The sequence below is a fragment of the Rubinisphaera margarita genome (assembly GCF_022267515.1).
Lineage (GTDB): Bacteria > Planctomycetota > Planctomycetia > Planctomycetales > Planctomycetaceae > Rubinisphaera > Rubinisphaera margarita.
The window spans coordinates 351,691-377,185 of record NZ_JAKFGB010000014.1 but is presented as its reverse complement, the minus strand read 5'-3'; the positions used below and the strand labels follow the sequence as shown (position 1 = coordinate 377,185).

Annotated in this window: 20 protein-coding genes and 1 other RNA gene; 9 read left to right on the top strand and 12 right to left on the bottom strand. The window is 57.4% G+C overall.

Annotation, left to right across the window (positions count from 1 at the left end; translation table 11 throughout):
- The gene (locus tag L1A08_RS14385) at positions 1-1,053 is read right to left on the bottom strand and encodes a beta-ketoacyl-ACP synthase III (protein ID WP_238757137.1); all 1,053 of its coding nucleotides are present in this window, start codon (positions 1,051-1,053) and stop codon (positions 1-3) included.
- Between the two features lie 371 nt (positions 1,054-1,424).
- Here L1A08_RS14385 and L1A08_RS14380 point away from each other — a divergent pair, with 371 nt between their 5' ends.
- Entirely contained in the window at positions 1,425-2,105 is a 681-nt protein-coding gene (locus L1A08_RS14380) for a hypothetical protein (RefSeq protein ID WP_238757136.1), read from the top strand.
- 36 nt (positions 2,106-2,141) lie between these two features.
- Here L1A08_RS14380 and L1A08_RS14375 read toward each other — a convergent pair whose 3' ends face one another.
- The 8 genes from L1A08_RS14375 to L1A08_RS14340 all read right to left on the bottom strand — a co-directional run bounded on the left by L1A08_RS14375 (position 2,142) and on the right by L1A08_RS14340 (position 9,050).
- Entirely contained in the window at positions 2,142-2,330 is a 189-nt protein-coding gene (locus L1A08_RS14375; protein ID WP_238757135.1) for a Flp family type IVb pilin, read from the bottom strand.
- A gap of 145 nt (positions 2,331-2,475) precedes the next feature.
- Positions 2,476-2,958 (bottom strand): thioredoxin-dependent thiol peroxidase, encoded by a 483-nt coding sequence (gene bcp, locus L1A08_RS14370; RefSeq protein ID WP_238757134.1) that lies wholly within the window; start codon positions 2,956-2,958, stop codon positions 2,476-2,478.
- Between the two features lie 231 nt (positions 2,959-3,189).
- On the bottom strand, positions 3,190-3,519 hold the full coding sequence (cutA, locus tag L1A08_RS14365; RefSeq protein WP_238757133.1) for a divalent-cation tolerance protein CutA: 330 nt from the start codon (positions 3,517-3,519) through the stop codon (positions 3,190-3,192).
- 112 nt (positions 3,520-3,631) lie between these two features.
- A complete protein-coding gene (locus L1A08_RS14360) occupies positions 3,632-4,399 on the bottom strand; it encodes a response regulator (protein WP_238757132.1) in 768 nt (255 codons plus the stop codon).
- Between the two features lie 239 nt (positions 4,400-4,638).
- Positions 4,639-6,480: a translation elongation factor 4 gene (lepA, locus tag L1A08_RS14355; RefSeq protein WP_238757131.1), complete on the bottom strand. Its 1,842-nt coding sequence runs from the start codon at positions 6,478-6,480 to the stop codon at positions 4,639-4,641.
- Positions 6,481-6,956: 476 nt separating this feature from the next.
- Entirely contained in the window at positions 6,957-7,970 is a 1,014-nt protein-coding gene (locus L1A08_RS14350) for a fatty acid desaturase family protein (protein WP_238757130.1), read from the bottom strand.
- A gap of 264 nt (positions 7,971-8,234) precedes the next feature.
- A complete protein-coding gene (locus L1A08_RS14345) occupies positions 8,235-8,435 on the bottom strand; it encodes a hypothetical protein (RefSeq protein ID WP_238757129.1) in 201 nt (66 codons plus the stop codon).
- A 60-nt stretch (positions 8,436-8,495) separates the two neighbouring features.
- On the bottom strand, positions 8,496-9,050 hold the full coding sequence (locus L1A08_RS14340) for an inorganic diphosphatase (protein ID WP_238757128.1): 555 nt from the start codon (positions 9,048-9,050) through the stop codon (positions 8,496-8,498).
- Positions 9,051-9,317: 267 nt separating this feature from the next.
- Between L1A08_RS14340 and L1A08_RS14335 the strand changes: the two genes are divergently transcribed.
- Positions 9,318-10,358: a zinc-dependent alcohol dehydrogenase family protein gene (locus tag L1A08_RS14335; protein WP_238757127.1), complete on the top strand. Its 1,041-nt coding sequence runs from the start codon at positions 9,318-9,320 to the stop codon at positions 10,356-10,358.
- A gap of 22 nt (positions 10,359-10,380) precedes the next feature.
- Here L1A08_RS14335 and L1A08_RS14330 read toward each other — a convergent pair whose 3' ends face one another.
- Positions 10,381-11,778 (bottom strand): PQQ-binding-like beta-propeller repeat protein, encoded by a 1,398-nt coding sequence (locus L1A08_RS14330; RefSeq protein WP_238757126.1) that lies wholly within the window; start codon positions 11,776-11,778, stop codon positions 10,381-10,383.
- A 192-nt stretch (positions 11,779-11,970) separates the two neighbouring features.
- On the opposite strand from L1A08_RS14330, the gene ssrA reads away from it, so the two are divergent.
- Positions 11,971-12,328, top strand: a transfer-messenger RNA (tmRNA) gene (gene ssrA / locus L1A08_RS14325).
- 212 nt (positions 12,329-12,540) lie between these two features.
- Positions 12,541-15,270, top strand: coding sequence for an RHS repeat domain-containing protein (locus L1A08_RS14320; RefSeq protein WP_238757125.1), 2,730 nt, complete (start codon positions 12,541-12,543; stop codon positions 15,268-15,270).
- 353 nt (positions 15,271-15,623) lie between these two features.
- On the opposite strand, the gene L1A08_RS14315 is transcribed toward L1A08_RS14320, so the two are convergent.
- Positions 15,624-15,974: a hypothetical protein gene (locus L1A08_RS14315; RefSeq protein ID WP_238757124.1), complete on the bottom strand. Its 351-nt coding sequence runs from the start codon at positions 15,972-15,974 to the stop codon at positions 15,624-15,626.
- Here L1A08_RS14315 and L1A08_RS14310 point away from each other — a divergent pair.
- Positions 15,969-16,760: a hypothetical protein gene (locus tag L1A08_RS14310; protein WP_238757123.1), complete on the top strand. Its 792-nt coding sequence runs from the start codon at positions 15,969-15,971 to the stop codon at positions 16,758-16,760. The two genes, L1A08_RS14315 and L1A08_RS14310, sit on opposite strands and share 6 nt — an antisense overlap.
- Complete coding sequence (locus tag L1A08_RS14305; RefSeq protein ID WP_238757122.1) at positions 16,697-17,044, top strand: hypothetical protein; 348 nt, start codon at positions 16,697-16,699, stop codon at positions 17,042-17,044. The genes L1A08_RS14310 and L1A08_RS14305 overlap by 64 nt, the downstream gene beginning before the upstream one ends.
- Before the next feature lie 360 nt (positions 17,045-17,404).
- On the opposite strand, the gene L1A08_RS14300 is transcribed toward L1A08_RS14305, so the two are convergent.
- Positions 17,405-18,883, bottom strand: coding sequence for a hypothetical protein (locus tag L1A08_RS14300; RefSeq protein WP_238757121.1), 1,479 nt, complete (start codon positions 18,881-18,883; stop codon positions 17,405-17,407).
- A gap of 458 nt (positions 18,884-19,341) precedes the next feature.
- Between L1A08_RS14300 and L1A08_RS14295 the strand changes: the two genes are divergently transcribed.
- From L1A08_RS14295 to L1A08_RS14285, 3 genes are all read left to right on the top strand, one after another.
- Complete coding sequence (locus L1A08_RS14295) at positions 19,342-20,796, top strand: BNR-4 repeat-containing protein (RefSeq protein ID WP_238757120.1); 1,455 nt, start codon at positions 19,342-19,344, stop codon at positions 20,794-20,796.
- A gap of 317 nt (positions 20,797-21,113) precedes the next feature.
- Complete coding sequence (locus tag L1A08_RS14290) at positions 21,114-23,990, top strand: PSD1 and planctomycete cytochrome C domain-containing protein (RefSeq protein ID WP_238757119.1); 2,877 nt, start codon at positions 21,114-21,116, stop codon at positions 23,988-23,990.
- A gap of 6 nt (positions 23,991-23,996) precedes the next feature.
- Complete coding sequence (locus tag L1A08_RS14285; protein ID WP_238757118.1) at positions 23,997-25,445, top strand: DUF1501 domain-containing protein; 1,449 nt, start codon at positions 23,997-23,999, stop codon at positions 25,443-25,445.
- Positions 25,446-25,495: the final 50 nt, after the last annotated feature.

The window sequence follows — 25,495 nt, the reverse complement described above, 5'->3', positions numbered from 1 at the left end:
TTACCAGACGAAGAGCGAAGTTCCCCAGGTGAGGCCAGCTCCGAAGCCGCACATCAGAATGGTATCGCCCCGTTCAATCATGCCGAGCGAATTGGCTTCGTCGAGCACGAGCGGAATCGATGCCGCCGATGTGTTCCCGTACTTGTGAACGTTATTGAAGATCCGATCAGGACTGATCCCCAGCTTCGTGGCGACGGCGTCGATAATCCGCTGATTGGCCTGATGCAGCACGAGCAGGGAGATGTCGTGAATGGTCATCTGCGCGGATTCGAGCACGACTTCGATCGATTCGGCGACGGTTCGCACGGCCCACTTGAAGACGTTGCGGCCATCCATGCGGAGGAAATGCTCGCCCGCTTCCAGAGCCGCGACATCGACAGGTCGCTTTGCCCCGCCAGCCGGACGATCGAGCATCGCACAGCCGCTGCCGTCCGCAGCCAGTTGATACGATTTGAAACCCTGTTCCATTGTTCCGGGAGCCAGCAGAACCGCACCGGCTCCGTCGCCGAACAACGGAGCGATCGTGCGATCCGTCTGATTGACGATCCGCGAGTTACAGTCGGCTCCGATGACGAGGGCCAGCTTGGAATTGCCGGTCGCGACGTACTGAGCTGCCGTGGTGACGGCGTACATGAAGCCGGAACAGGCGGCTGAGATATCGAACGCCGGTGCATCGAGCGTCAGACGATCCTGCACCAGACAGGCCGTCGAGGGGCAGTGGTAGTCCGGCGTGAATGTGCCGACGACGAGCAGATCCACATCCTTCGCGTAGACTCCCGCCTGGGCCATCGCCTTCTGAGCGGCGGCGACCGAGAGATCGCAGGTCGATTCGTCCGGCCCGGCGATTCGCCGTTCCCTGATGCCTGTCCGCTGCTCGATCCAATCGGGATCGCAACCGGGGCACTGGTCCTGTAGCTGCAGATTGGTGACGACGTTCGACGGAACATACGAACCGGTCCCGACAATCTGCACACCCATCAGTGAACAGGTGCGTCGCGTAATTGTCGAGGAAAGTCGTGGAATCTTCGCAGCCGAGCTAATCGCTTCATCCATGGGCTTTGATCGTTTGTCTGGTGAAGGGCGTGTCTGTGGAACGGTACGGATCGCGATTCGAAGGGGCGAAATCCAAGTGTTTCAACGCGCATCTGACAGGCAGACGGCACCGGGGCGGAGCCTCAATAAGTGGCTCTCAAATGAGCGTGTAGGATAAGTAGAGTCTACAAAATAAGCAATATCACCCCGAAATGATTCGCAGGCTTCTCATAATTACCCCAAGAGCCACGATTTCCCGCCGTCGACAGCCAAGTTCGGCGGGTCGGGTGTCTTTTGTCCGCCGGCTGTTTTCCGCCCCCCGCGAAGCGTCTAGAATCGTACCAGCTCCGAATGCTTCTTCATGAATCTCCCTTGAGGCGAACCGCCTGAACATGGCTGAAAACTCTCCCAACCTGCTGATTCCGGCTGAATTCTACTTTCAGGCAACCTGCGACATCCCGCTGGATGAAACAATGGATGCGGAGATCAGGAAGAGGAACCATCCCGATTTCGCCTTTGCACTGCCGGAACTGGCCTTCCTGCCGGGAACGGCTGCCAGTCCGCTGATCGTGCGAATGGCCTGGAATTCGCGCGGCATCGGCCTGCAGATCGAAGTGACCGGGAAGAAACAGCCGGCTCGACCGCAGACGATCTCGGAACCAGCCGCCGGGGAGCATTTTGAGTTCTTCATCGACACCCGCGACATGAAATCGGTGCACCGGGCCAGTCGATTCTGCCATCATTTTGTGGTCATTCCCCCGGCGTTGCGGCTCAAACGCGAACAGCCAGCGGCCGCGACTGAGATCGATCTACCGGGAGTGAACGAGAAAACGGATCTGGCGTCGCCGGATGAGCTGCCCACGGTAAGCAGTCGGTCGAAAGACGGCTACAAGGTCAGCTGCTGGATTCCAGGTTCGGCTTTGGAAGGATTCGATCCGAAGAATGTCCCGTCACTGGGCTTCTACTATCGACTGCATGACGAAGAATTCGGCACGCTGCAGTTTGGTGTCGGGGAGAAGTTTCCGGTTTCGCACGATCCCAGCCTCTGGCCAAGCGTGCGGCTCGCCGACTGAGGAAACCGGAGGGACTGAAGAGAGCCAGAAGATGCTCTATTTCATGCCCGCATCTTCCATCTGCTGATTGTTATTCGTCCACAGGCCGTCGCTCGCGGAGCCAATCTGACGGACCGTGCCAATGAGGACCATCAGAATCGCGGCCAGCATCACGGCGTATTCCACAGCCGTGGGGCCGTCGTCGTTCCTGAGAAAGGATCGGATCTGGTTGAAGAGCGTTCGCACGGCTGGACTTTCGCTAAGATTTTCCCTCGCTGAAACCTAGGTCACGAATACCGGGAGTCAACTCGGGAGACCGCGAAACACCCTTGATTGCAGTGAAAAACCGCACCTCCGAAGACGTGCGGTTTTTCATCAACGTTTTCTGATGTTATTTCAGTTCGGCCAGTTTCGCGGCGACCTCTTCGACATGGCCATCGACTTTGACTTTCGGCCAGATCGCAGCGATTTTTCCGTTTTTGTCGATCAGGAAGGTCGAACGCTGCACGCCCATCCGCTTCTGCCCGAAGCTGTTCTTTTCGACCCAGACGCCATACTTCTCGGCGATCGCATGGTCTTCATCGGCGAGGAGCGGGAAGGGCAGGCTGAACTTGTCGGTGAATTTCTCGTGCGACTCAACGGAATCCGGGCTGATGCCGAGAACAACGGTGTCGGCCTGGTCGAACGTGCTGAGATTATCGCGGAATGAGCAGGCTTCGGTCGTGCAGCCGGGCGTGTCGTCTTTCGGGTAGAAGTACAGGACGACATTCTTCTCGCCTTTAAACTGGCTGAGCTTGATTTTGCCTTTCGGGAACGCATTCAGATTGAATGCCGGGGCAGACTTGCCGACGCTGACGGTGCTCGTTTCACTCATGGGGACTTCTTTCGTCGTAAAAGGCGCGCGGACCGGTGATCGATTGAACGGATTCGACAGACAGACCTCTGTCGCCGCTCATCATAGATAGCTGAAGACAGGCCGCAAATGAGAAGGCGAGACGATTTCGAAATCGTTCCCCTCTCGGCAAAACGCCCGCGTGCATCGCCGCACGAGAGCAGCCCGTTCAAGGTGAAGCTGTCGCGATCGTTTCGCAGAGCGATCTGTGCGCTAGCCGCGGCCGACGTTTGTTCGCAGCCACTCCAGGTAGTCTCCATCGCCCGCCGCAATGTCCAGGCAGAGCAGGGCCGGACAATCGTAGCTATGGAGTTCCTTCATGCGGCTCATGGTCGCCTCCGCATGCACAGCCGTGGTCTTAACGATCAGGACGGCTTCGGAACCTTCTTCGACATCGTCCTGCCAGCGATAGATCGACTGCATCTGCGGCAGGATATTGACGCACGCCGCGTGGTGCTCCTCCACGAGCGTGCGTCCAATCCGTTTCGCTTCCTCCACCGAGGAAGTCGTGCAGTAAATCAGCTGACAGTTTGTCGTGGCCATCGCATCTCCAGAGAGTTCCACCGTCGCGAAAATCGATCGGCAGAACGAGCGACAGCGTAAGAACACGTTCGTCCGAGATCCGTCAGCCCGAACGGAGCCCGGAACGCTGGCGTTACATCAGCGCGGTCGCGGAGTTCGCGGCCGGGTGACCTTTGGTCATGGCCTTGATCAACCGTTCCGGATCGAGGGGTTTCGGGAACCAGCCCGCGATTCCACCTTCAATGCCGAGATCATCCGGCGAGGTGCCGCTCACAGCGAAGATGGTCACGTTCGCAAGCCGATCGTCGGAGCGGATCTGGCGAAGCATACTCGGGCCGTCGACCTTGGGCATCTTCATATCGAGCAGCACGTAATCGGGCAGTTCGTTGTGAGACAGGAAGTCCATGGCTTCCAGACCGTTGGCTGCGGTGTTGACTTCGAAGCCGTGCATCTTGAGCAGACCGGAAAGCAGCGTCCGTTCGTTCTCGTCATCGTCGACAACCAGCAGTCGCGTTGTCGTGGCGATCCCGGCCGACTTGACTTTGCTTTTGGCCTGTCCGATTTCGGAATCCAGCTTCTGCAGCTCTTCAATGACCCGCTGCATGGTCTTTTCGGCTTCCTGGCCGCGGCCCACTTCGGTCTGCTTCTGGAACAGTCTCAATCCGAGATTGATGGCGTTCAGATGATTTCGCAGCTGATGGCGGTCGATCGACGACTGCTCAAGGCGGACGCCCGACGGGAACTGGAGGTCATCGCAGGTCTCGGGGCGAAGGATCGGCACGTCCTTCGGAGCCTCAATTCCAAGTTTGACAACTTTGCCTTTCACCTGAAGTACGGTGAGGCGAACGTCGAGATTGGGAAAGACGATCTGTTGATCGGCACGACGGGAAAGCACTAGCATTGGAGCATCCTTTCTCTAACCACTTTCAGTAACTGTGGTGGATCCAACCTTGGATGATGCATTCGTCTCTAACGACGATTGCAAGTCGAGAAGAATGACCGTCGACGAGGCTGAGAGACTCTTCCAGAGTCCCGGGCGATCATCTTCACTGAATGGTTTAACAACCGCGTGTCAAGTTGGCAAGCAAAAATTTGTAAATTTGCCAACTCCAGTACACGAGTTGTTCACCACTGGTCCGATCAGTCGTCGTTGCCGGCTTCGAGCACAGAGAGGAAAGCCTTCTGCGGAATCTCGACCTGACCGAACTGCTTGAGACGCTTTTTCCCTTCCTTCTGTTTGGCCCAGAGCTTCCGCTTTCGCGTGATGTCGCCGCCGTAACACTTCGCGGTCACGTTCTTCCGCAACGCCGAAATCGTCTCGCGAGCGATAATCTTTCCACCGATTGCCGCCTGCAGCGGGATCTCGAACTGGTGCTTGGAGATCTCTTCCTTGAGCCGCTTCACCAGACCACGGCCGCGTTTATCAGCAACGCTGCGGTGCACAATCGTCGCCAGGGCGTCGACCCGGACCGCCTTCACGAGGATGTCCATCTTCACCAGATCGGCGGCGTTGTAGCCGATGACTTCGTAGTCCATCGTCCCGTAACCCCGGGTCGCGGACTTCAGCCGGTCGTGCATGTCGTAGATAATTTCCGCGAGCGGCAGTTCGTAAACCACCTGGGCCCGGTCGGGACCGAGATACTCGGTATTGATGTAGTTGCCGCGACGGTCTTCGCACATCTGCATCAGAATGCCGATGTTATTGGTCGGCACGATGAAATTCACACGAGCGATTGGTTCGCGAAACTCTTCGATGCTTCCCGGATCGGGAACGTCCTGCGGATTGTCGAGCTTCAGGACCTCGCCGCCTCGCATCAGAATTTCGTAGGTCACGTTCGGCGCGGTCTGGATCAGATCGATGTTGGATTCCTGCTCGAGCCGCTGCTGGATAATCTCCATGTGCAGCATGCCGAGGAATCCGCAGCGGAAACCGAAGCCCAACGCATCGCTCGTTTCCGGAGCGAACGAGAAGCTCGCATCGTTCAGACTCATTTTGCTGAGCTCGTCACGCAGCTTTTCGAAGTCGGTCGCTTCAATCGGATACATCCCGCAGAACACCATCTGCTGCGGCTCGCGGTAACCCGGGAGAGCGGTTGGAGCCCGGCGGTTCTCCTGCGTAACCGTATCGCCGACCTTGATCTCTTCCAGCTGCTTGACCCCGGTGATGATGTACCCGACCTGGCCAGCGGCGAGAGAATCGCACGAGGTCATTTTCGGAACGAACTGACCAATCTCGATCACTTCCTGAACGCCGCCGGTTCGCATGAAGCGGATCTTGTCTCCCTTGGTGATCTCCCCTTCAACGAGTCGAATATAGATGATCACACCGCGGAAACTGTCGAACTTGCTGTCGAAGATCAGCGCTCGCAGCGGCTGCTCAACGCGACCTTCCGGCGGAGGAACCCGTTCGATGATCGCCTTGAAGACGTCTTCGATTCCCTGACCGGTTTTCGCACTGACTTTCAGTGCCGTTTCCGGATCGAGTCCAAGCACGGTTTCGACTTCATCCAGAACTTCGTCGATCCTCGTCACCGGCAGGTCAATTTTGTTGACGACCGGGATAATTTCGAGATCGGCTTCGATAGCGGCGTAAGCGTTGGCCACCGTTTGAGCCTGTACCCCCTGAAAAGCATCGACGAGCAGGAGAGCTCCTTCGCAGGCGGCCAGTGAGCGGGAGACTTCATAATGGAAGTCGACGTGACCGGGCGTGTCGATCAGGTTCAGTTCGTACGTCTGCCCGTTGTGCTCGTGACGAATCGCCACAGCGTGGGCCTTTACGGTAATTCCGCGATCACGTTCAATGGCGAGATCATCGAGAATCTGATCCTTGAACTCGCGCTGCGAGATCGCTCCCGTTTTGAGCAGCAGCTGATCGGCCAGCGTGCTCTTGCCGTGGTCAATGTGCGCAATAATCGAAAAGTTGCGAATGAACTCACGGTCCATCCGTCCCATTTTTTTCTTCGAACTGCCGGAAGCGGCCATTCAATTCCTCGAGTGCTCAGCTGAGCAAAAAACTGTGAATGCAGGGTCTGATCAGGGCGTGGCGGTCGACTCACTGCCGAGATGCCGGGAATTCCGGCATGCTGCGTTTTCGCGGTTTCAACCGCGGCCGCGGGACAGGCGTCTTCACTGCAAAGGCCATTCCGGCGGCGACCGGCTCATTATACACAGTGAACCGGCACGAGCGGGAGAGCATATGGAATCCGCTGCGCCGAAACAATTGCCGCCCCGGTGCAAATTGTCGCGAACGGCTTCCGGGGGGAACATCCCTTCGCGGTTGCGGAACCTTTTCGGGGGGCCAGATCCCTAAGCAAAGTGATTCCGTGCGAGCCAGGCGAACAGCAGTTTTTGAGCCGTTTAACCTGAGGTCCAGCCGATCCGTCCGCAGTAAATGCAGCGAATTGGCTGATAAGTCGCAACTTCGCGGACATTGGACAGACAGTCCCGCAGGATCCGCCCTACGACCTGTTCTGTTGACGTTCGTACTCGATCCACTGCGAGCCGACTTTGGGATTCCACAGCGTCGGAATCATATCAAAGAACGCCTCGTGGTAGGTACTGAAGACCGGATTGCGCTCGTCCGGGCTGCCGTAAACGATCTCACTGGCTCGGGGCAGAGAGTAAAACGGGATCCGGGCGAAACGGTGATGCGTCCCGTGATGGTCGACATGCTGCATCATATTGGAGACGGTCTTATGAACAGCCGTTCGCGGAATCACGGTTCGCGTTCCGGCCAGAACGGTATCCCCCATCAATCCCATATGTTCGGTGTACTTATTCAGAGTCTGATACATTCCCGCGAAGGCGTACGGCACGGCAAAGGCCATCAGGAATTCCATCCACCAGCCGTTCATTCCGATCACTGTGAACAACGTGCCCCAGACGAGAACCACGAGACCGTATTCGAGCACGATTCGACGTTTCAGGTCCTTCTTGAGCCGTCCGCATGTGAACAGAGAACGCACAAACAGCAGCGGCGTATAAATACAGCCGAGAAAGATCTCGAAGAACGCGCAGGTCATCCGAAGTAGACGCGACGTCCCCGGCTTGTTGAACGGCCACAGCTCAGGATCGGCTTCGGTCGACATGTAACCGTGATGATAGGCGTGAGCGTGCCGGTAAACGCTGAGCGGGACCAGCGAAGCGGTGCCGCAGATGAGCCCCATCACGGTATTCTTGCGGCGATCCGCGTCGAGCGTACCGTGGCTGGCATCGTGCAGCGAGAGAGGCTTCGTGTGGAAGAAATGGCCCAGCACCAGCCAGGAAAGCACGAGCAGTGGATACATCCCCTGCTGCCAGAGCACAACGTTCAGGGCGATCAGAGCAAACATCACCAGATTGTTGCCCTGTTGCCGCAGCATCGAGGTGCCGCTCTGAACGTGGAGCGTTTTGATCTCGGCTTTCTGTTCCGGACCAAGCTCCTCCTTCACAATCTGGCGAGGAGGTTCAGAAGGGATGGAGGTGGAATCCACCTGACTTTTCAGCGGAGAGGCGACGCTCATAAAGATAACACTACGCGTAGCAGGAGTTTGCGAAGCACTCCGTCACGAAGGAGAATCCATCCATGCCTGTTCAATCGTGGCCCTGAATAGGCCAGCGATCTCACTAATTTGGCTATTGTACCTGTATCGACAGGGCAGGCAATAAGCCATTACCAACAATGGATGCGTTTTCCGCTGAAATTCAAGGCTGAACCCAAAACCTGTCGGTTTCACCGGTTACGAAAATTTTCACTCTCAATCCGGCGTCTTTCGGCCGATCGTCTGATAGAGCGTTTCGACCGCCTGAAAGGCGGCTGTGTAGAGTTCGCGCAGTTCGGCGTCGTTCCGAATAACCGGATGTTCAGCGAGCGACGTCTCAAGAAAGACGCTGATCAGATGCGTTCGATCGAGCGCTTCGTGCCAATGAAAGGGATCGGGCGATTCCTGCTCGGACATACGATCTCACACCTTTCGGAGCGATGTTCCCTGACAGGCCGTCGCAGCGACGCTTCTCGACTAGTGGTGATAAGCTCCGAAACCCTTGCGTCGGCGTGAACTGTAGGCCTGCAGCGAATCTTCAATAATGGACAGGCTCGTGCTGCCTTCCTGAATCTTGTTCACTTCGACAGACTTTCCTTCCAGCTGCTTGTAATCCTGGAAGAAGCGACGCAGCTGATTCAATCGGTGAGCAGGAAGTTCTTCGGCTTCCCGGATGTAGTTGTACTCCGGGTCATCGGTCGCCACGGCCAGAATCTTATGGTCCGGCTTGCCGCTGTCGATCATCGTCATGAGACCAATCGCCCGGGCATTCACCAGGGTAAGCGGATCGACCGCTTCCTTGCACATCACCAGAACGTCGAGAGGGTCGTCGTCTTCGGCGAGCGTCTGCGGGATGAATCCGTAGTTGGCGGGGTAATACACGGCGGAGTAAAGCATCCGGTCGAGCCGCAGCAGTCCGGTTTCCTTGTCGAGCTCGTACTTCACGCTCGAACCCATCGGAATTTCGATAACCGCCTGAAACTCCAGAGGAAGGTTCTCGCCCGGAGTGACATCATGCCAGGGATGTGTCATGAGTTTGCCTTTTTGTGACGGACGCGATTCACACTCAGCCGGCGGGAACGCATCCGTCGGAAATCGCGAAACTCGTCCTCAATCGGTCCATGTGTGCCTGAACTCTGCTGCAGTTCAAGGATCCAAGTTGGTTTTAGTGGCCCGTCGAAACCGATGCAAGACAGGAGTCCCGCCTGCGGCAGATTTGCCGCATCGGCTCTCAGGACAGATGCTATGTTACGATTCCAAGCATTGGTCTCATCGTGTCGATCCCGCGAAAGTAATTCGATGAAAGCACTCCTTTACCGGCAGTTTCAGCAGGCCCCAGCCGTGGAACGTGTTTCAGATCCGGACTGTCCGCCCGATGGAGCCGTCATCAAAGTCGAGGCGACCGGGCTCTGCAGGAGCGACTGGCACGGCTGGATGGGACATGACGATTGCATCGCCCTCCCGCACGTTCCCGGCCATGAATTTGCCGGTACCGTTCTCGAAGTCGGCTCCAGTGTGAAGCGGTTTCGCCCTGGGATTCGGGCGACGGCTCCTTTCGTATGCGGCTGCGGATCCTGCGAGTATTGCCGCCAGGGGAACCAGCAGGTCTGCCCTCAACAGACGCAGCCGGGTTTCACACACTGGGGCTCCTTCGCGGAGTTCGTCGTCGTTCATCAAGCCGATGAGAACCTCGTGGAACTGCCGGAAGAGACCAGCTTCCTCGAAGCCGCCAGTCTCGGCTGTCGTTTTGCAACAGCGTTCCGAGCCATCGTCGACCAGGCCAGACTGCAACCGGGCGAGACGATCGCCATCTTTGGCTGCGGCGGCGTTGGCCTCTCAGCCATCATGATCGCTCGAGCCTGCGGAGCCCGCGTGATTGCCGTCGATCGCTCACAACCCGCCCTGCAGTCCGCGCGGAATCTCGAAGCCGAACATCTGATCGATGCCGCCGTGATCGATGATGTCCCCGCAGCCATTCGCGAGCTGACGCACGGCGGCGCTCACGTCTCCGTTGACGCCCTGGGGCATTCTGTGACGTTCCGGAATTCAGTCGCCAGCCTGAGAAAACGGGGCCGCCATCTGCAGATCGGACTTCTGCTGGCCGAGCATGCAGATCCCCGGCTGCCCATGGGACGGGTGATCGCCGATGAACTGCAACTCTTCGGCTGTCACGGGATGCAGGCGCATCGTTATCCCGCCATGCTGGAACTGGTTCAGCGAGAGAAGATCCCGCTCCGAAGCCTGATTCGCCAGACGATCTCTCTTTCAGAAGCGAGCGAAGCGTTAGCGGCGATGTCTCACGCCAGTCCGGTCGGCATCACGCTGATCGATCGCTTCTGACCGTAACCCCGCGCAAAAGTGGCTACTCCGCCTCTGAAGAGCTCTGCGCCGAAATATTCCAGGCCTGCATCTTCTCCTCATCCCGGAGAATCAGCGTCGTGCCCGCGATGACCGGAGCCGAGTAGCACGGCGACTTGAGCACGGGTTCCCCTGGTTCGAGCAGGACATTCGGCCCACTGCTGTTGATCGCGACGACTCCAAAGTGACCATCCTCACCAAGCAGATAGAGTTTCCCATCGGCGGCGATCATCGAGCCTCTCATCAAGTCGGAGGCATACTCCCAGAGGATCTCTCCCGACTGGATCGAAAGGCATCGCAACTGAGCCTGCCGGTTCCACTTCGAGGTGAACCCGTAGACGGCATCAGATACGCCGACAATGTTGTTGAACTGACTGTCGAGTGCCCGGCGATCGGTCCAGAGTTCCCGTTGCGAGCCGTCCGGAAGAATCTGCAGACAAAGCACGCCGCCCCCTGGACCGGCCGTTACGACGATCATGTCCTCAACAACCAACGGAGACACTGCGTTCACACGAGCCGGACTTTTCTTCACCCCGAATTCGACCTGCCATCGGACGGATCCTTTCTCAGGATCGAGCGACCAGATGTAGCGATCGGTGAAGACTATCAGATGTTTCTGGTCATGAATCGTCACCAGTCGCGGCGTCGCGTAGCTTCGACCATCGTTGAGAGCCGTCCAGATCGTGTCGCCCGACTCGGCATCCAGAGCGACGATGCAGCTGTCGCCTTTTGAGCCGCCGAGATTGAGATAAACTCGGCCGTCAATCACCAGCGGACTACTGCCGACCGGGAAATCCCAGGCTTCCGGCTCGTAATCAAGCTGCAGATCCCGAATCCACTTCAGCTCACCATCACTTCGATTCAGACAATAGAACTTGGCTTCCGTCCCAAGCGCGTAAACGCATTCCGCATCGAGAGCAGGCGTGGAGTAGGGACCATTGCTGTATTCGACGGGACATTCGTAGGCCGTGGGGAACCGGAACTGCCAGCGGACCTTTCCATTACTGAGACTGCGACAGTCGACGATTTCCTCGTCTGCCTGTCGATGGAAGACGAATATGTGCTCCTGCCCGACGACCGGCGTACTGTATCCGGTCCCGACGACCACTTCCCAGATTTTGCGACTCGACTCGAGCGGGGGAGCTCCGAGAGCTTCGGCCGGTGAGGAGCTGTTGAAATAGGGTCCGGTCAGATTGGGCCAGTGTCCCCAGTCCGTCCGCTGCTCAAACTCGTCGCGGATATGATAGTCGAGCGCAACCGGAGCGGGAGGAGTTTCATTTTTCTGCGTCGAGGTCTCTGCCGGCGAAGGCACGTCGGGGCGACCACATCCTCCTGCCGCGAAGGCTGACAGACTGCAACAGACGTAGAAAACCGTTTTCAGGAGCGTAGAATGACCGACCAAAACGAACCGAAGCTCCATAGGGAGTGTCTGTACAGAAATTCGCGAGCGGAGAGGACTTGATCATCTCCTTTTCGCACGTAGAATGGTATCAGTCAAGGTCGGGGACTGGACCTGCCGAAAGGAAAGGGACCGACTTGATGCGGTTTCCCGGGAAACTTGTGCGATTCTCGCGGAAACTTCACACCCGGAAACGGGGGCGACCGGATTCGACTGGTTCTCCGTAGGTTGAGGTGGCGTGTCGTGGTTGATCAGTTGGCCACGTAAAAAGCTGATCACAAAATTATCTGCCGAAAAGCAGTACGCACTGGCAGCTTAGTTTAGCTGCTCGGGTTTAGGGATCCCCGTCTGAGGAGCCCGACGACCCGTTAAAAAATCAGACTGGTGATCGGTCACTGGTGACTACGCCGATCATGAGACCCTGTTGTCGCCTGGCTACCAAGGGCTTTGGTTGTTGAGCCTGCGATAGCGAGACCCAATCAATGATCTACACACGTAGAGGCCGAAACTGAGGGCTCGCAGGACGGGGGTTCGATTCCCCCCGCCTCCACTCAGGCCGTTCGTTGTCATTCGACGACGAGCGGTCTATTTCATTGCCACAACTGTCTATCTCCTCGGGGGTTGTAGAGTTGTCGTTCAACGGATCCCTGCCATGCGAAGACACACCGCGACAGCCGGAGAACTCCGATTTACTGTCCAGATTACTGACTGATTCGCTGACTGAAGCCACGTTGTCTACCGCAGTTGACATTACAGGTGTGGGCAGTGCTTCAATCGCTCGGGCCTGATCGCCGAGACCGATACGCGAATTATGGCACCAATGGCGGCACCCTCCTCTACCGATCTGCGACTATTCCCACCCGATCCGATACGATCCTCATCAATTTGATGAAATACGACTCGGCCGGGAACCTGGAGTCGATCACTGATCCCTCGGCCATGGTCACGAAGATGGAGTACGACGACCGTGGCCGCGAAACCCGGAAGATTCTGAACGTCATCGAAACCAGCAGTTCGAGCAGTTCTGGCGGCTTGTGTCAGGCATCCGACGACACCAATATCGCTGTCCAGACCGCCTACATCCCCGACGGGAACGTCTCGGTCATCACGGCCGAGAATTCCGTGACCGGCAACCAGACCACGCAGTACGTATACGGCACGACGCTCGAAGACTCCGATGTCGCCAGTTCGCTGCTCAAGCGAAAGGAGATCTATCCCGATTCGGTCGACTCATCGGACGTGATCCTGTTCAGCTACAATCGACAACGGCAGCAGACCAGCCTGGCCGACCAGAACGGCTCCGTCCACAGCTACGATTACGACAAACTCGGGCGGATGACGCAGGACCGCGTCAGCAGGCTCGGAGCGGGTGTCGACGGAGCGGTCCGCCGCATCGCCATGACTTACGAAGTCCGGGGCATGCGGGAGCAGTTGACGTCTTACGACAATCCCGTCGTCGGCACGGGAAGTGTCGTCAACGAAGTCCAGTTTGCGTACAATGATTTCGGGCAACTGACGGCCGATTATCAGGCTCACGACGGAGCCGTGAATACCTCCACGACGCCGAAAGTCCAATACGGCTACGCCAACGGAACGGACAACACGATCCGGCAAACGACGATGACCTATCCCAACGGACGAGTTCTGACCTACGACTACGGCACCACGTCGGGCATGGACGATGCGGCCAGCCGGGTCGCGGCTCTGGTCGATGACGACGTCTCCTCAACCCATCTCGTCGACTACAGCTATCTCGGCCGAGGGAGATCCGCCCAATCTGTGAGCTCCCCTTTCGGCACCGGCTTCGTAATCGCCGATTCTCCGCAACCGCAAGTGAAGTGGACGTTGGTGGATCTCGCCGGAACCAACGACCCCGAAACCGGCGACATTTATTCAGGCTACGACCGCTTCGGCCGGATCAAAGACAACCGCTGGTACGATTACGACGCCCTCGTCGACGTCGACCGCATCAAATACGGCTACGATCGTTCCAGCAACCGCATCTGGCGACAGAACACCGTGGCAGACGCCCTCAGCAAGCACTTCGACGAACTCTACGGCAACGACCAGATCAACCGCCTGAAAGACCTGCAGCGGGGAACGCTCAATGCTCAAAAGGACGGAGTCACCGACCAGTCTTTCGCCGAATGCTGGTCCCTCGACCCTACCGGCAACTGGAAGAATTACCTCGAAGACACCAACGGCGACGGCGCCTGGGATCTCGATCAGTCCCGCACAAATAATACCGTCAACGAAATCACCGCACTCGCCGACTCCGTCGGTCCCAACTTGAACGCGCCAGAATACGACCGCAACGGCAACATAATCAGCATCCCCAAGGCACCCGTCTCGGGACTGACCTGGGCCGACTTCACAGCCGATGGATGGGACACCTTCACCGCCAACGAATGGGACGACTTCCAGGGAGCCTCCTCCTCCACGGCGACCTACGACGCCTGGAACCGCCTCATCAAAATCGCCGACGCCTCAACCACATCCACCCTGATGGAATACGCCTACGACGGTGCCAAACGGCGAATCCTCCAACAGCACACGGAAGGCGGAATTCATCAAGAAACCCGCCATTGCTACTTCACCGAACCGTCCAAGTGGCAAGTGATCGAGGAGCGGATCGACCCTTCAACGGACGCCGAACAACAACTCGTGTGGGGCCTGCGTTACATCGACAACATCCTCCTCCGCGACCGCGATACGACTGGAAACGGGACACTCGACGAAAGCCTCTACGGTCTGCAGGACGCCAACTGGAATGTGACAGCGCTAACAGACGAGAGTGGAGACGTTCAGGAAAGATTTGCGTATTCTGCATACGGATCGCCAATATTTCTTAGCAGTGTCTTCACTCCGCACACTCCTACACTGGGCTGGAGTGTTCTTTTTTCTGGATATACTTTCGAAAGCCAACGAGACTTATATTCGATTCGGAATCGTGTATTCAATGTATCGACGGGCTGTTGGATTCAACGCGATCCTGCTGAAGGAGATCGCACCTTTACCAATCTGTACGAATACTGTCAATCAGCACCAGCCACGCATCTTGATCCCTCAGGGCTTGCAGTTCCGCTTGCCCCGCTTATCGGAGTCGCTGGATGCCTGGCCGGGGCCGCTGTCACTCTGTGGGCCTCTTCCGGGAAGTCGATGCCAAACAAGATTTGCAGAGCCATTGCAGGCTGCGCTGTCGGCTTGCTTAGCGCTCTCGGTGCCGTTCGGAACCCGCAACTCGCGGGATGTATAGCCGGGCTGGGATTTGGTGTGTCTAAAAACTCCATTGGTTCAATTTGCGATCGACTTACAGACGAATGCGAACCGGATGACCCATCTATCGTTTGCCAAGCATTAGGAGCAGTGTTCTGGTCTGTGCTGGGGTGTGCAACGGCAGCATTCCCTACTTCCACTGGCCTTGAAAAAGTTTTGCTACTAATTGACACATCTCTGCTCAAGCTAGATCAATATCTCGCTTGTAACATGAAATAGGTTCTTATGAGTAAGAATTCATACGTTTCGGTTGTGATGTTTGCAGTATCAGTGCTGCTTGTATCAGTCGTTGATGTTGCTTGGCGAGCGCCAATCGCTACCTCTAAAGAGAAGATTATATATTGCATTGCCGTGGCAATGTCTATTTTTTCTTCATATGTTTTTTCTAGAATTGTTGTAGGTGCTTTTGGCTGGGGATCTATTGGAAATTCCACTGAGAGTGAAAACCATCGATCTAACAATCAGGATCATGCGTAGCATTCAGGCTTTGTCAATGAGATGCAATACACTCGGGACGGGATTGACGGAGCTATCCGCACGCATTGTCATGACTTACGTACTACAGTTGCGTATCACCAGTTGGGCAGGGCAATCGCATGAAAACGGCCTCGAAGTTGCATCGTAATGCTTTCGGTTTTTGAGGCCAGCACGATCTTGTCGTGCGCGGGGACTTTTGCCATTTCCGCCAAGGCGATTGCAATGTTTTCCGATCCGTTGTCGTTTTTATTTTTCTTGGAGGCCCTTGCCGATCCCCGCGAAGACCACAAAGTCCTGCACTCACGGCAGGACATGATTTTTCTGGCAATGTGAGGTGCGATCGCGACTGTGATCACTGGACGGACATCGAGATCTACTGCCGCAAGCATCTCACCTTCTTCCAGAACTAAATCTCGCCGGGTACCACTGGCGCGTCGCCAGTGCATCCTCTTCAATTCGATGCAGTACGATCCAGCCGGGAATCTGACGTCTACGGCACTACGCTGGCCGATTCCAACGTCGCCAGTTCGCTGCTCAAGCGGAAGGAGATCTATCCAGATTCGGTCGATGCGTCGGACGTCATCCTGTTCTGCTACAACCGCCAGCGGCAGCAGACCGGCCTGACCGATCAGAACGGCTCCGTGCACAGCTACGATTATGACAAGCTTGGTCGGATGACGCAGGATCGCATCAGCACGCTCGGAACGGGCGTCGACGGGGCAATCCGCCGCATCGCCATGACCTACAAAGTCCGGGGCATGCGGGAGAAGCTGGCCTATCCAAACGGACGAGTTCTAGCTTACAACTACGGCACGCAATTGGGCATGGATGACGTCGCCAGCCGGGTCGCGGCATTGATCGATGGCGATGTTTCTGCCACGCATCTCGTCGACTACAGCTATCTCGGCCGAGGAAGTTCGGCTCAATCTATGAATTCTCCCTTCGGCACCGGCTTCGTGATCGCCGATTCTCCCCAGCCCCAGGTGAAATGGACGCTGGTGGATCTGACCGGCACCAACGATCCCGATATCGGCGATATCTATTCCGGCTACGACGCTTCGGCCGGATCAAGGACAACCGCTGGTACGATTATGACGCTCTCGTTGACCTCGACCGCATCAAATATGGCTACGACCGCTCCAGCAACCGCATCTGGCGACAGAACACCGTGGCGGACGCCCTCAGCAAGCACTTCAACGAACTCCATGGCAACGACCAGATCAACCGCCTGAAAAACCTGCAGCGCGGGACGCTCAGCGGGCAGAAAGACGGTATCACAGACAAGTCCTTCGCTGAATGCTGGTCCCTCGATCCAACCGGCAACTGGAAAAAGTACTTGAAAGACACCAACGATGCCGGAACCTGGAATCTCAACCAATTCCGCACCAATAACACGGTCAACGAGATAACCGCGCTCACTAACTCCGCCGGCCCGAACTGGGCGGTCGCCGAATACGACCGCAACGGCAATATGATCAGCACCCCGAAGGCACCGGTATCTATCAGGTATGAATGAGGGCAGTGATTGCTTTCTTGATCTGCTCCGAAAGCTGTGGCCATCTCAGCATTACCTGCATCAGTCGGCCGTCGTCGAATGCCAATTCGTAGCATTTCGAGTCATCGAGTCGCTGCAAGTGTGCTGACACTAGAGTTGGTAGCTGCTGTAACATGTGGATATCGTTAGCGTTACGGGCAACAGGACGGGGGTTCGATTCCCCCCGCCTCCATAAGAAGCCGCTTGCGAAAATATCGCAAGCGGCTTTTTTATTGGAATACAGGGCGTTTTTTGACCTCGATCCACCTTCTGCCAGACGTTCCTCATGCTGCGGCGGGCGGTTCACCCGGGAATCACTCCCACGTGCTGCGTGAGACTGAATCATTCGTTGAATTTGAATGCGTAGAGATCGGCATCCTTAATCACGAATCGCAATCGAACAGGCTTCCCGGAAAGAGAAGAGACGTCACTTCCCTGTTTCCAGGTGACGACACGTTCGATCTCGTTGCCGATCTGCTCATTCGACTCGGCCAGTGAGAAGCCGGGCAGTGGATTGCCAGCGGGATCCTGAATCTCAATACGAATGCTGCCCGCCGCTGAAGTGCCGAAGTTGATCGCGAACTCTCGGCCCGTAAAGACCAGCGGTTTCGTGAGCAGTTCGCCTCCCCGATAGGGAGCCCGGGCCGATGCGAATCCGTCCAGACGAAGCGAGTATCTTCGCAGATGCGAGGTCGGCTGCGCGTAGTCCTGATTCAAATAAATGGACATCTCCGCCGGTCCGGTCTGCACAACATTCAAGGCGGGGTAGTTTGTCCGTGACACCCAGTTTCTCGCTCCGATGCCGGGACGAATGAAACCACTGAGAAACGTGCGGTCATAGAAACCACCACCGCGGGTCGTCATCAAAATGGCATCGGACGTGTCTTTGAAATAAGCCGGAGAAACGCCGATCTCGCCGGCCTGTTCTTCGGTCAGGACCTGTCGGCCGGGCATGAAACGCGCAGCGACCGAGACATACAAATGCGGCGCACGGAAGTAAGGATGCGTCTGGTTTGTGTAAAGGTGCTCGATCGGAGCCTCTCCGGAAGACGTCCGGTACTCCATCAGAACCGGCTCGGACCAGTTGATAAAGTCATCGCTGACCGACCGACAGATCCGGCGAATCCCCCCTTCAAACACGCGAAAGTAACACAGATACTTACCTTCGTGAGTAGACCAGAACGCAAGGTTTTGCGAATCGAACATGTACTTGTACGGCACCATGTCGGTCGTGATTACCGGTTCTTCTTGAAGCTTCTTCCAGCGAAGGCCATCCGCTGAGACCAACGCAATGAGTCCACTGGTCATCGTCCCGCCAATCGCCTTGTAACGCTGATCGGCCGGGATCCCGGGTCGAGTATCAAGCATCGGGCAGAAGTTGTGAGTGACCGGAGCCGCATTGGCCAGAACAATGTTGTTCTTCGAGCTTCCCTGAACATCAAAGAGGTCGAGTTCTGGTTTCGTCCATTCAATCCCGTCTTTCGATTCCGCACAGCAGTAGACTTCATTCGGATTCCCATCCGCACCGACTTTGGGACTGCCCCGATAGTAGAGACGGTACATCTCGCCATCTTTGATCACTGTGCAGTATCCGCAGAACAGTCCTTCCCAGGGCTCATCGAACTCCAAAGCGACTCCCTCATCTCGCGGATGGTTGAGCACGAGGCGGACGTTTTCGAGTTTGTCGATTAAATGATGATCGACCAGCAATTCCCGCCGGCTGCCGATCTGGATGGCGTCGTCTTCAGCGGCGACCGGTGACTGGAAATAGGCGAGGAATTGAACCGCGAGCAAAATGAAAATGAAAATACGATGTCGCATTGAAGGTATGTCTTCCTGGTGGTTGTCGTTTTGAGCTGAAGTTCCGCATCAAAAAAGATCGTATCGCCAGTTCGCACGCGAAGCATGCGAGCGATGCAACGTTTGGGACGGAGGAACAATAGTTCGAGATGAACTCCGGCTCGTCCCTGAATGCGATCGCCTTAAGTCTCGTGAGGCCGGGTCCCGATTATTGTGCTCCGGCAGAATCAGCTTAACGTGATCGGGAGAGAGTTTCAGGCGTGATCCAATCACGGTCGACCATACTCTGAGATGCACTGCTGCCGTCGCCACAATGAAACGTCCCTCGTCAACTCTGACGAGGGGCGTTTCATTGTGATCCGCGGTGCTTACGGGATCGGTTCTACTCCTGGTTAACTTCGCATCTCACAGGAATGACCGATTGATTTCTGTTAGATTGGGGCTGGGTTGCAAATGCAAATGGGCAAGGAGATCACAGTATGAAGACGCATCGCGGTATCGTTCTCACCCTATCGTTCTTCCTGCTGACGACGTCGGCCACAGCGGCGGAGCCAGCTTCCGAACGGGCTGATGGTTACAAAGGAATCTGGTTCACACTGGGGCAGTACTACGGGAAAGGAGAGGACGGGACGTCTTACCTTCCGCTGTCTAAGACGCCGGTGTTCCCTTACGGCGACAAGTATTCGGGGGGACTGGGGACCTACACGGCCAAGCATACCCCGCTGGCCATTTACTGCGAGGAGGTCCAGAAGACGTTCTTCGTGTATGGCGGCACGACGGGCGCTGATAAGAGGCATTTGCTCTGCATGGCCTCGTATTACGACCACAAGCGGAACCGCGTGCCGCGGCCGACCATCGTTCACGACAAGCAGGGTGTGGACGACCCGCATGACAATCCGAGTCTGGCAATCGACGAGGAGGGTTATCTCTGGGTCTTCGTCAGCGGTCGGGCACAGCATCGGATGGGAATCAAGTATCGCAGCAGCGAACCTTATTCTGTCGATTCGTTCGAGCGGATTTCGGAAGAGGAAATGACCTATCCTCAACCGAAGTACGTGCAGGGAAAAGGATTCCTGAATCTCTTCACGAAGTACACGGGCGTTCGTGAACTGTATTTTGAACGTAGCCGGGACGGGCAGGAATGGGGAGCTGATCAGAAGCTGGCCGGCATTCGTGAGCCGGGTCATTCGCGGGGCGGGCACTATCAGACGAGCGCTGCCCGGGGAGGCAAGATCGGCACGTTCTTCAACCGCCATCCCGACGGCAACGTCGACCGCCGAACCGATGTGTATTATGTCCAGACGACCGACATGGGCCAGCAATGGACGACCGTGGACGGCACGCCGGTCTCGCTGCCGATCGAGACTGTTGATAACCCGACGCGCGTGATCGACTACGCGAGCGAGGGGCTGAATGTGTACCTGAAGGACATGGGGTTCGACGCCGCCGGCAATCCGGTCTTTCTCTACATCACCAGTCGCGGACATCAACCGGGGCCGCCGAATGATCCGCGGATCTGGAGAGTGACTCGCTGGGACGGCTCGGCGTGGAAGACGACCGAGATCTGCCCGGCCGATCACAACTACGACATGGGCAGCCTCTACCTTTCGGACGATCGCTGGCTTTTGATCGGCCCGACGCAAACCGGTCCGCAGCCGTATCACGGCGGCGGCGAGATCGCTCTATGGGAGAGTCGGGATCAGGGTGAGACCTGGAAGATGGCGAAACAGTTGACCCATGACAGCGGGCAGAACCACAACTACGCGCGGCGTCCGCTCAATGCGCAGGATCCGTTCTTTGTGTTCTGGGCCGACGGCGATCCGACACGCCTCAGTCCGTCTCGCCTTTATTTCGGAGATTCTTCGGGTCAACAGGTGTGGCGTCTGCCCTACACCATGGACGAGTCGTTCGCCGAACCGGAACGCGTGAAATAGATCGTGTCGTGACCGGCATGTTCTCCTGCATTCCTCAATGCGGCTGAGATTTTCCGACTGAGATTTTCCAAGCCGGACGCCTTGTCCACTCTGGTAGACGGCTGCCCTTTCCGGTTAACGAACCAACGGGAAGGGCAGCGATCCCGAGGGGGTTGTCTTGCGCAAATCGGGCTCCTCCAGTGGACTGCAATTGACAAGCGCTTGCCTGCCGGGTCAAATATGAGTCTCGCCTTATCGGTCGCTGTTGCGATTGAAAACCACGCAGGTGATTTGGTGCGTCTGCCTGAGCGCTCACTCCTCCCGCCAGTGCATGCCCTATGCAAAATTATATTCTCGCCTTTGCGACACTCCTTGTGTCTGGTCTTCCCAGCGTCTTCGCAGCAGACGTCACATGGGAACACGATGTCCGCCCGCTTTTAAAGCAGCATTGTTTTCACTGTCATGGTGAACTCGGCGAGATTGAAGGGGGGCTCGACCTGCGACTGCGCAAGCTCCTCGTCAAAGGAGGCGATTCAGGAACGGCGATCGTTCCGGGAGATGCCGAGGCGAGCCTGCTGCTTCAGCGAATGACCGCTGGCGAGATGCCACCCGATGAAGACAAGCTGCTCAGCCCGGCCGAGATAGAGACCATCCGCCAGTGGATCAACAACGGAGCCGTGATTCTCGAAGAAGAACCGGACGAGATTGGCGACGGGCCTTTCTTCACCTTCGCGGAACGAAACTACTGGGCGTTCCAGCCGATCGAACGTCCGGCCGTGCCTCAGGCGGATCCCGAGCGGCGTGCTCGTACCCCGATCGACGAATTGATTCTCGCGAACAGCGAAGGTCATCCCGGATTCGCCCCTGACGCCGATCGGGCGAAGCTGCTTCGGCGGGCGAGTATCGATTTGACTGGGTTGCCCCCCTCGCCGGAGATGCTCGAACGCGTACTGGCCGACACCTCACCCGAGTGGTGGGACAAGGTCATCGAAGAACTTCTCGCTTCGCCTCATTATGGCGAACGCTGGGCGCGGCACTGGCTCGATGTGGCCGGCTACGCTGATTCCGAAGGCTACACCGATGACGATCGCATTCGTCCGCATGCCTGGCGGTATCGGGATTACGTGATTCGGTCTTTCGAGAATGACAAGCCGTTCGATCAGTTCATTCAGGAGCAGTTGGCCGGGGACGAACTGGCGAACTGGACCGGCGGCGATCTGACCGAACAGCAGATCGAACAGCTGACTGCAACCGGCTTTCTGCGAATGGCGCCGGATGGGACCGCGTCGGGAGGAATTAATCCGACCGAAGCCCGCAATCAGGTTGTCGCGGATACGATTCAGATCGTCGGCTCGTCTCTTCTGGGGATGACGATGCACTGTGCCCAGTGCCACGACCACCGATACGATCCGATCCCGCAAGCCGACTACTACGCCCTTCGTGCGGTCTTTGAACCGGCACTCGACTGGAAGAGCTGGAAGTCTCCCCCTCAGCGGCAGATCTCCCTCTACACCGCAGCCGATCGAGAAGCCGCCAAAGCGATTGAAGCCCAGGCTGCAGCCGTCGAGAAAGAACGGTCGAAAAAGGCCGAGGAGTTCATCACGCTCACGCTGGAAGAAGAGCTGCTTCTGATTCCAGAAGGCGAACGAGAAGCAGCGCGAACCGCCTACCGGACACCGAAGAAGGAACGAACCGCGGAGCAGCAGGCCCTGCTTAAGAAGCATCCGACAGTCGCAAGCATCAGCACCGGGTCGTTGTATCTGTACGATCGCCGCCGAGCCGACCGGGCGCGAAAGGTTGATGCAGAGCGAAAGCAGAAAGAAGTTCGCTTCGTTGAAGAAACGCGGACAGCCGCGCTGGCTGAGGTGCCAGAAGAGAAACGCTCGGCTGTCGAATCGGCTCTGGCGACTGCTCCGGCCAAACGCACCGCCGAGCAGAATGAACTGCTTGCCACTTTCCCCGCGACACAGGTCACACTGGAAACCCTGGCCGAGTTCAATCCCGAGGCAGCCGCTGAGCTGAAACGCGACGAGGCTCTGGCAGCCGAGCTGCGTGCCAACCAGACTGCGGAGCGTCTCAAGGAGTATCAGCAGAAAGCAGCGGAGATTCGCAAACAGAAGCCGAAAGAAGGTTTCGTGCGTGCCCTTCAGGAGCCGGCGGGGAAAGTTCCGCAGACGTTTGTCTTCTACCGGGGTGATCCTGAACAACCGAAAGATGTTGTCCACCCCCGCGACCTCACGATTCTGGGAGAACGGGGCGAGATCCCCGACAACCTCGAGGCTCTGCCGACGAGCGGACGACGTCTTGCGTTCGCCCGTCAGTTGACGGACGGCACGCACCCGCTGCTGGCACGGGTGATTGCGAACCGCATCTGGCTGCATCATTTTGGCCGCGGCATTGTGAATACCCCGGGCGACTTCGGCCGACTTGGCGACCGTCCGACACATCCGGAACTGCTGGACTGGCTTGCGGCTGAGTTCCAGTCGTCGGGCTGGAGCGTGAAGCATCTGCATCGCGTCATCATGAAATCGACGGCTTATCGGCAGTCGTCCGTCGCTTCAGAGGCGATGTCGGCCGACGCGGACAATGTCATGTATTCCCGGTTCCCGCTGCAACGGATGGAAGCGGAGACGATCCGCGACACCATTCTCGCCGTGACCGGGAAGCTGAATTCGAAACGATTCGGTGCTCCCATTCCGGTGATGGAAGACAGCGTCGGGCAGATTGTGCTCGGCGAAGAAAACCTCGACGGGGAGCGGAAGCCGGTCGATCAGGTCGATCTGAATGGCGAAGAGTTCCGCCGCAGCATCTACGTGCAGGTGCGCCGCACGCGAACATTCTCGATGTTTGAAGCGTTCGACGCTCCCGCGATGACGCCCAACTGCGAGATCCGCAGTACGTCGACCGTGGCGCCGCAGTCGCTCTTCTTTATGAACAGCGCGGCGATCGTCGAGTTCTCCGAATTCTTTGCCGAGCGTCTCCTTCGCGAAGCCTCGGCTGGGCTTCCTCAGCAGGTCGAGCATGCGTGGCGGCTGGCCTATGCGGCGAGTCCTTCCGAAACGGAACAGGCAAAGGCCGTCGCTTTCGTTACCGCTCAACAGGAGTTAATGGCGAAGCAACAGCCCGATTGGGATGAGACCCGGGTCACACGGGAAGCGCTCAGTGTGTTCTGTCAGGCTCTGCTCAGTTCAAATCGCTTCCTGTACATTGAATGATCTCCCATGAACGACTTCACCTCCTGGAATCGACGGCAGTTTCTGCAGGCAGGAACATTCAGTCTTTCGCCCATCGCACTGGCGACGTTGCTGCAGCGTGACGGACTGCTCGCTTCTCCGATCAAGCCGGGAGAAACTCCCCGGCCCGATTCGCTCGAACCGCGTGCGCCGCATCATCCCGCGAAGGCGACCGCGATGATCTCCCTGTTCATGCAGGGAGGTCCGAGTCAGATTGACATGTTCGATCCCAAACCGGCGCTCAACAAACTCGATGGAGAGGCGTTTCCGGGAACCATCAAATACGACAACGCCGCTCAGGCCAGTTCGAAGGTGCTCGGCTGTCCGTGGAAGTTTCAGGCCCACGGCGAGTGCGGCACCGAGCTTTCCGAACTCATCCCGTACACTTCACGAATAGCCGATGACATTTGCGTCGTCCGGTCGATGCACACCGGCGTTAACAATCATGGTCAGTCGATTCACGCCATGAATTCGGGCCGCACTCAGCGAGGGCGCCCGGCTCTCGGCAGCTGGCTCACCTATGGACTCGGGAACGAAGCAGACAATCTTCCCGCCTTCATGGCTCTTCCCGATCCCGGCGGCATCCCCGTGGAAGGGGTTCTCAACTGGTCGAATGGCTGGTTGCCCTCGCTGTTTCAGGGAACGGTGATCCGGCCCAAGGAACCTCGCATCTTCAATCTCGAGCCGCCGGCTACGCGCCGGGGAACGGTGCAGGACAACTATCTGGCATACGTTCGCGAGTTGAACGAACAGCATCGGCAACAGCATCCGGCGAATACCGATCTTCAGGCTCGGATCAGCAATTATGAACTCGCGGCCCAGATGCAGACGGCTGCCGCCGAAGCGCTGGATCTGTCGAAAGAAACTGAGGCCACTCAGAAGATGTACGGCATCGGCGAGAAGGAAACGGACGAATACGGCCGCCGTTGCCTCATTGCCCGGCGGCTCGTCGAACGGGGCGTCCGTTTCGTACAGGTCTACACTCGTAATCAGTTCTGGGATCATCACGGATCGATTCGCTCGGCTCTCCCGCGTGCCTGCAAGATGACCGACCAGCCTTCCGCGGCTCTTGTCACCGACCTTAAACAACGCGGGCTGCTCGACTCCACAGTCGTGCACTGGGGCGGCGAGATGGGACGACTTCCCGTCATTCAGAACGACGCCGGGCCGGCGAAAGTGGGACGGGACCACAACACCTATGGATTCTCCATGTGGGTGGCTGGTGGCGGATTCCGTCGTGGCGGAACGTACGGCGCGACCGATGAATTCGGACATCACGCGGTCGAAGATGTGGTGAATCACTTCGACTATCACGCCACGCTGCTGCACCTGTTCGGACTCGATCCCCAGCATCTGACGTTCGAACGCAACGGCCGCCTCGAGACCCTGCTGGATGGCCAGCCTGGGAAAGTCGTCTCCGGCCTGCTGCAGGCATAGCGGACGATCGACTTCGCCGGATGTGGGGAGGAAACACGCGTCGGCTCCAG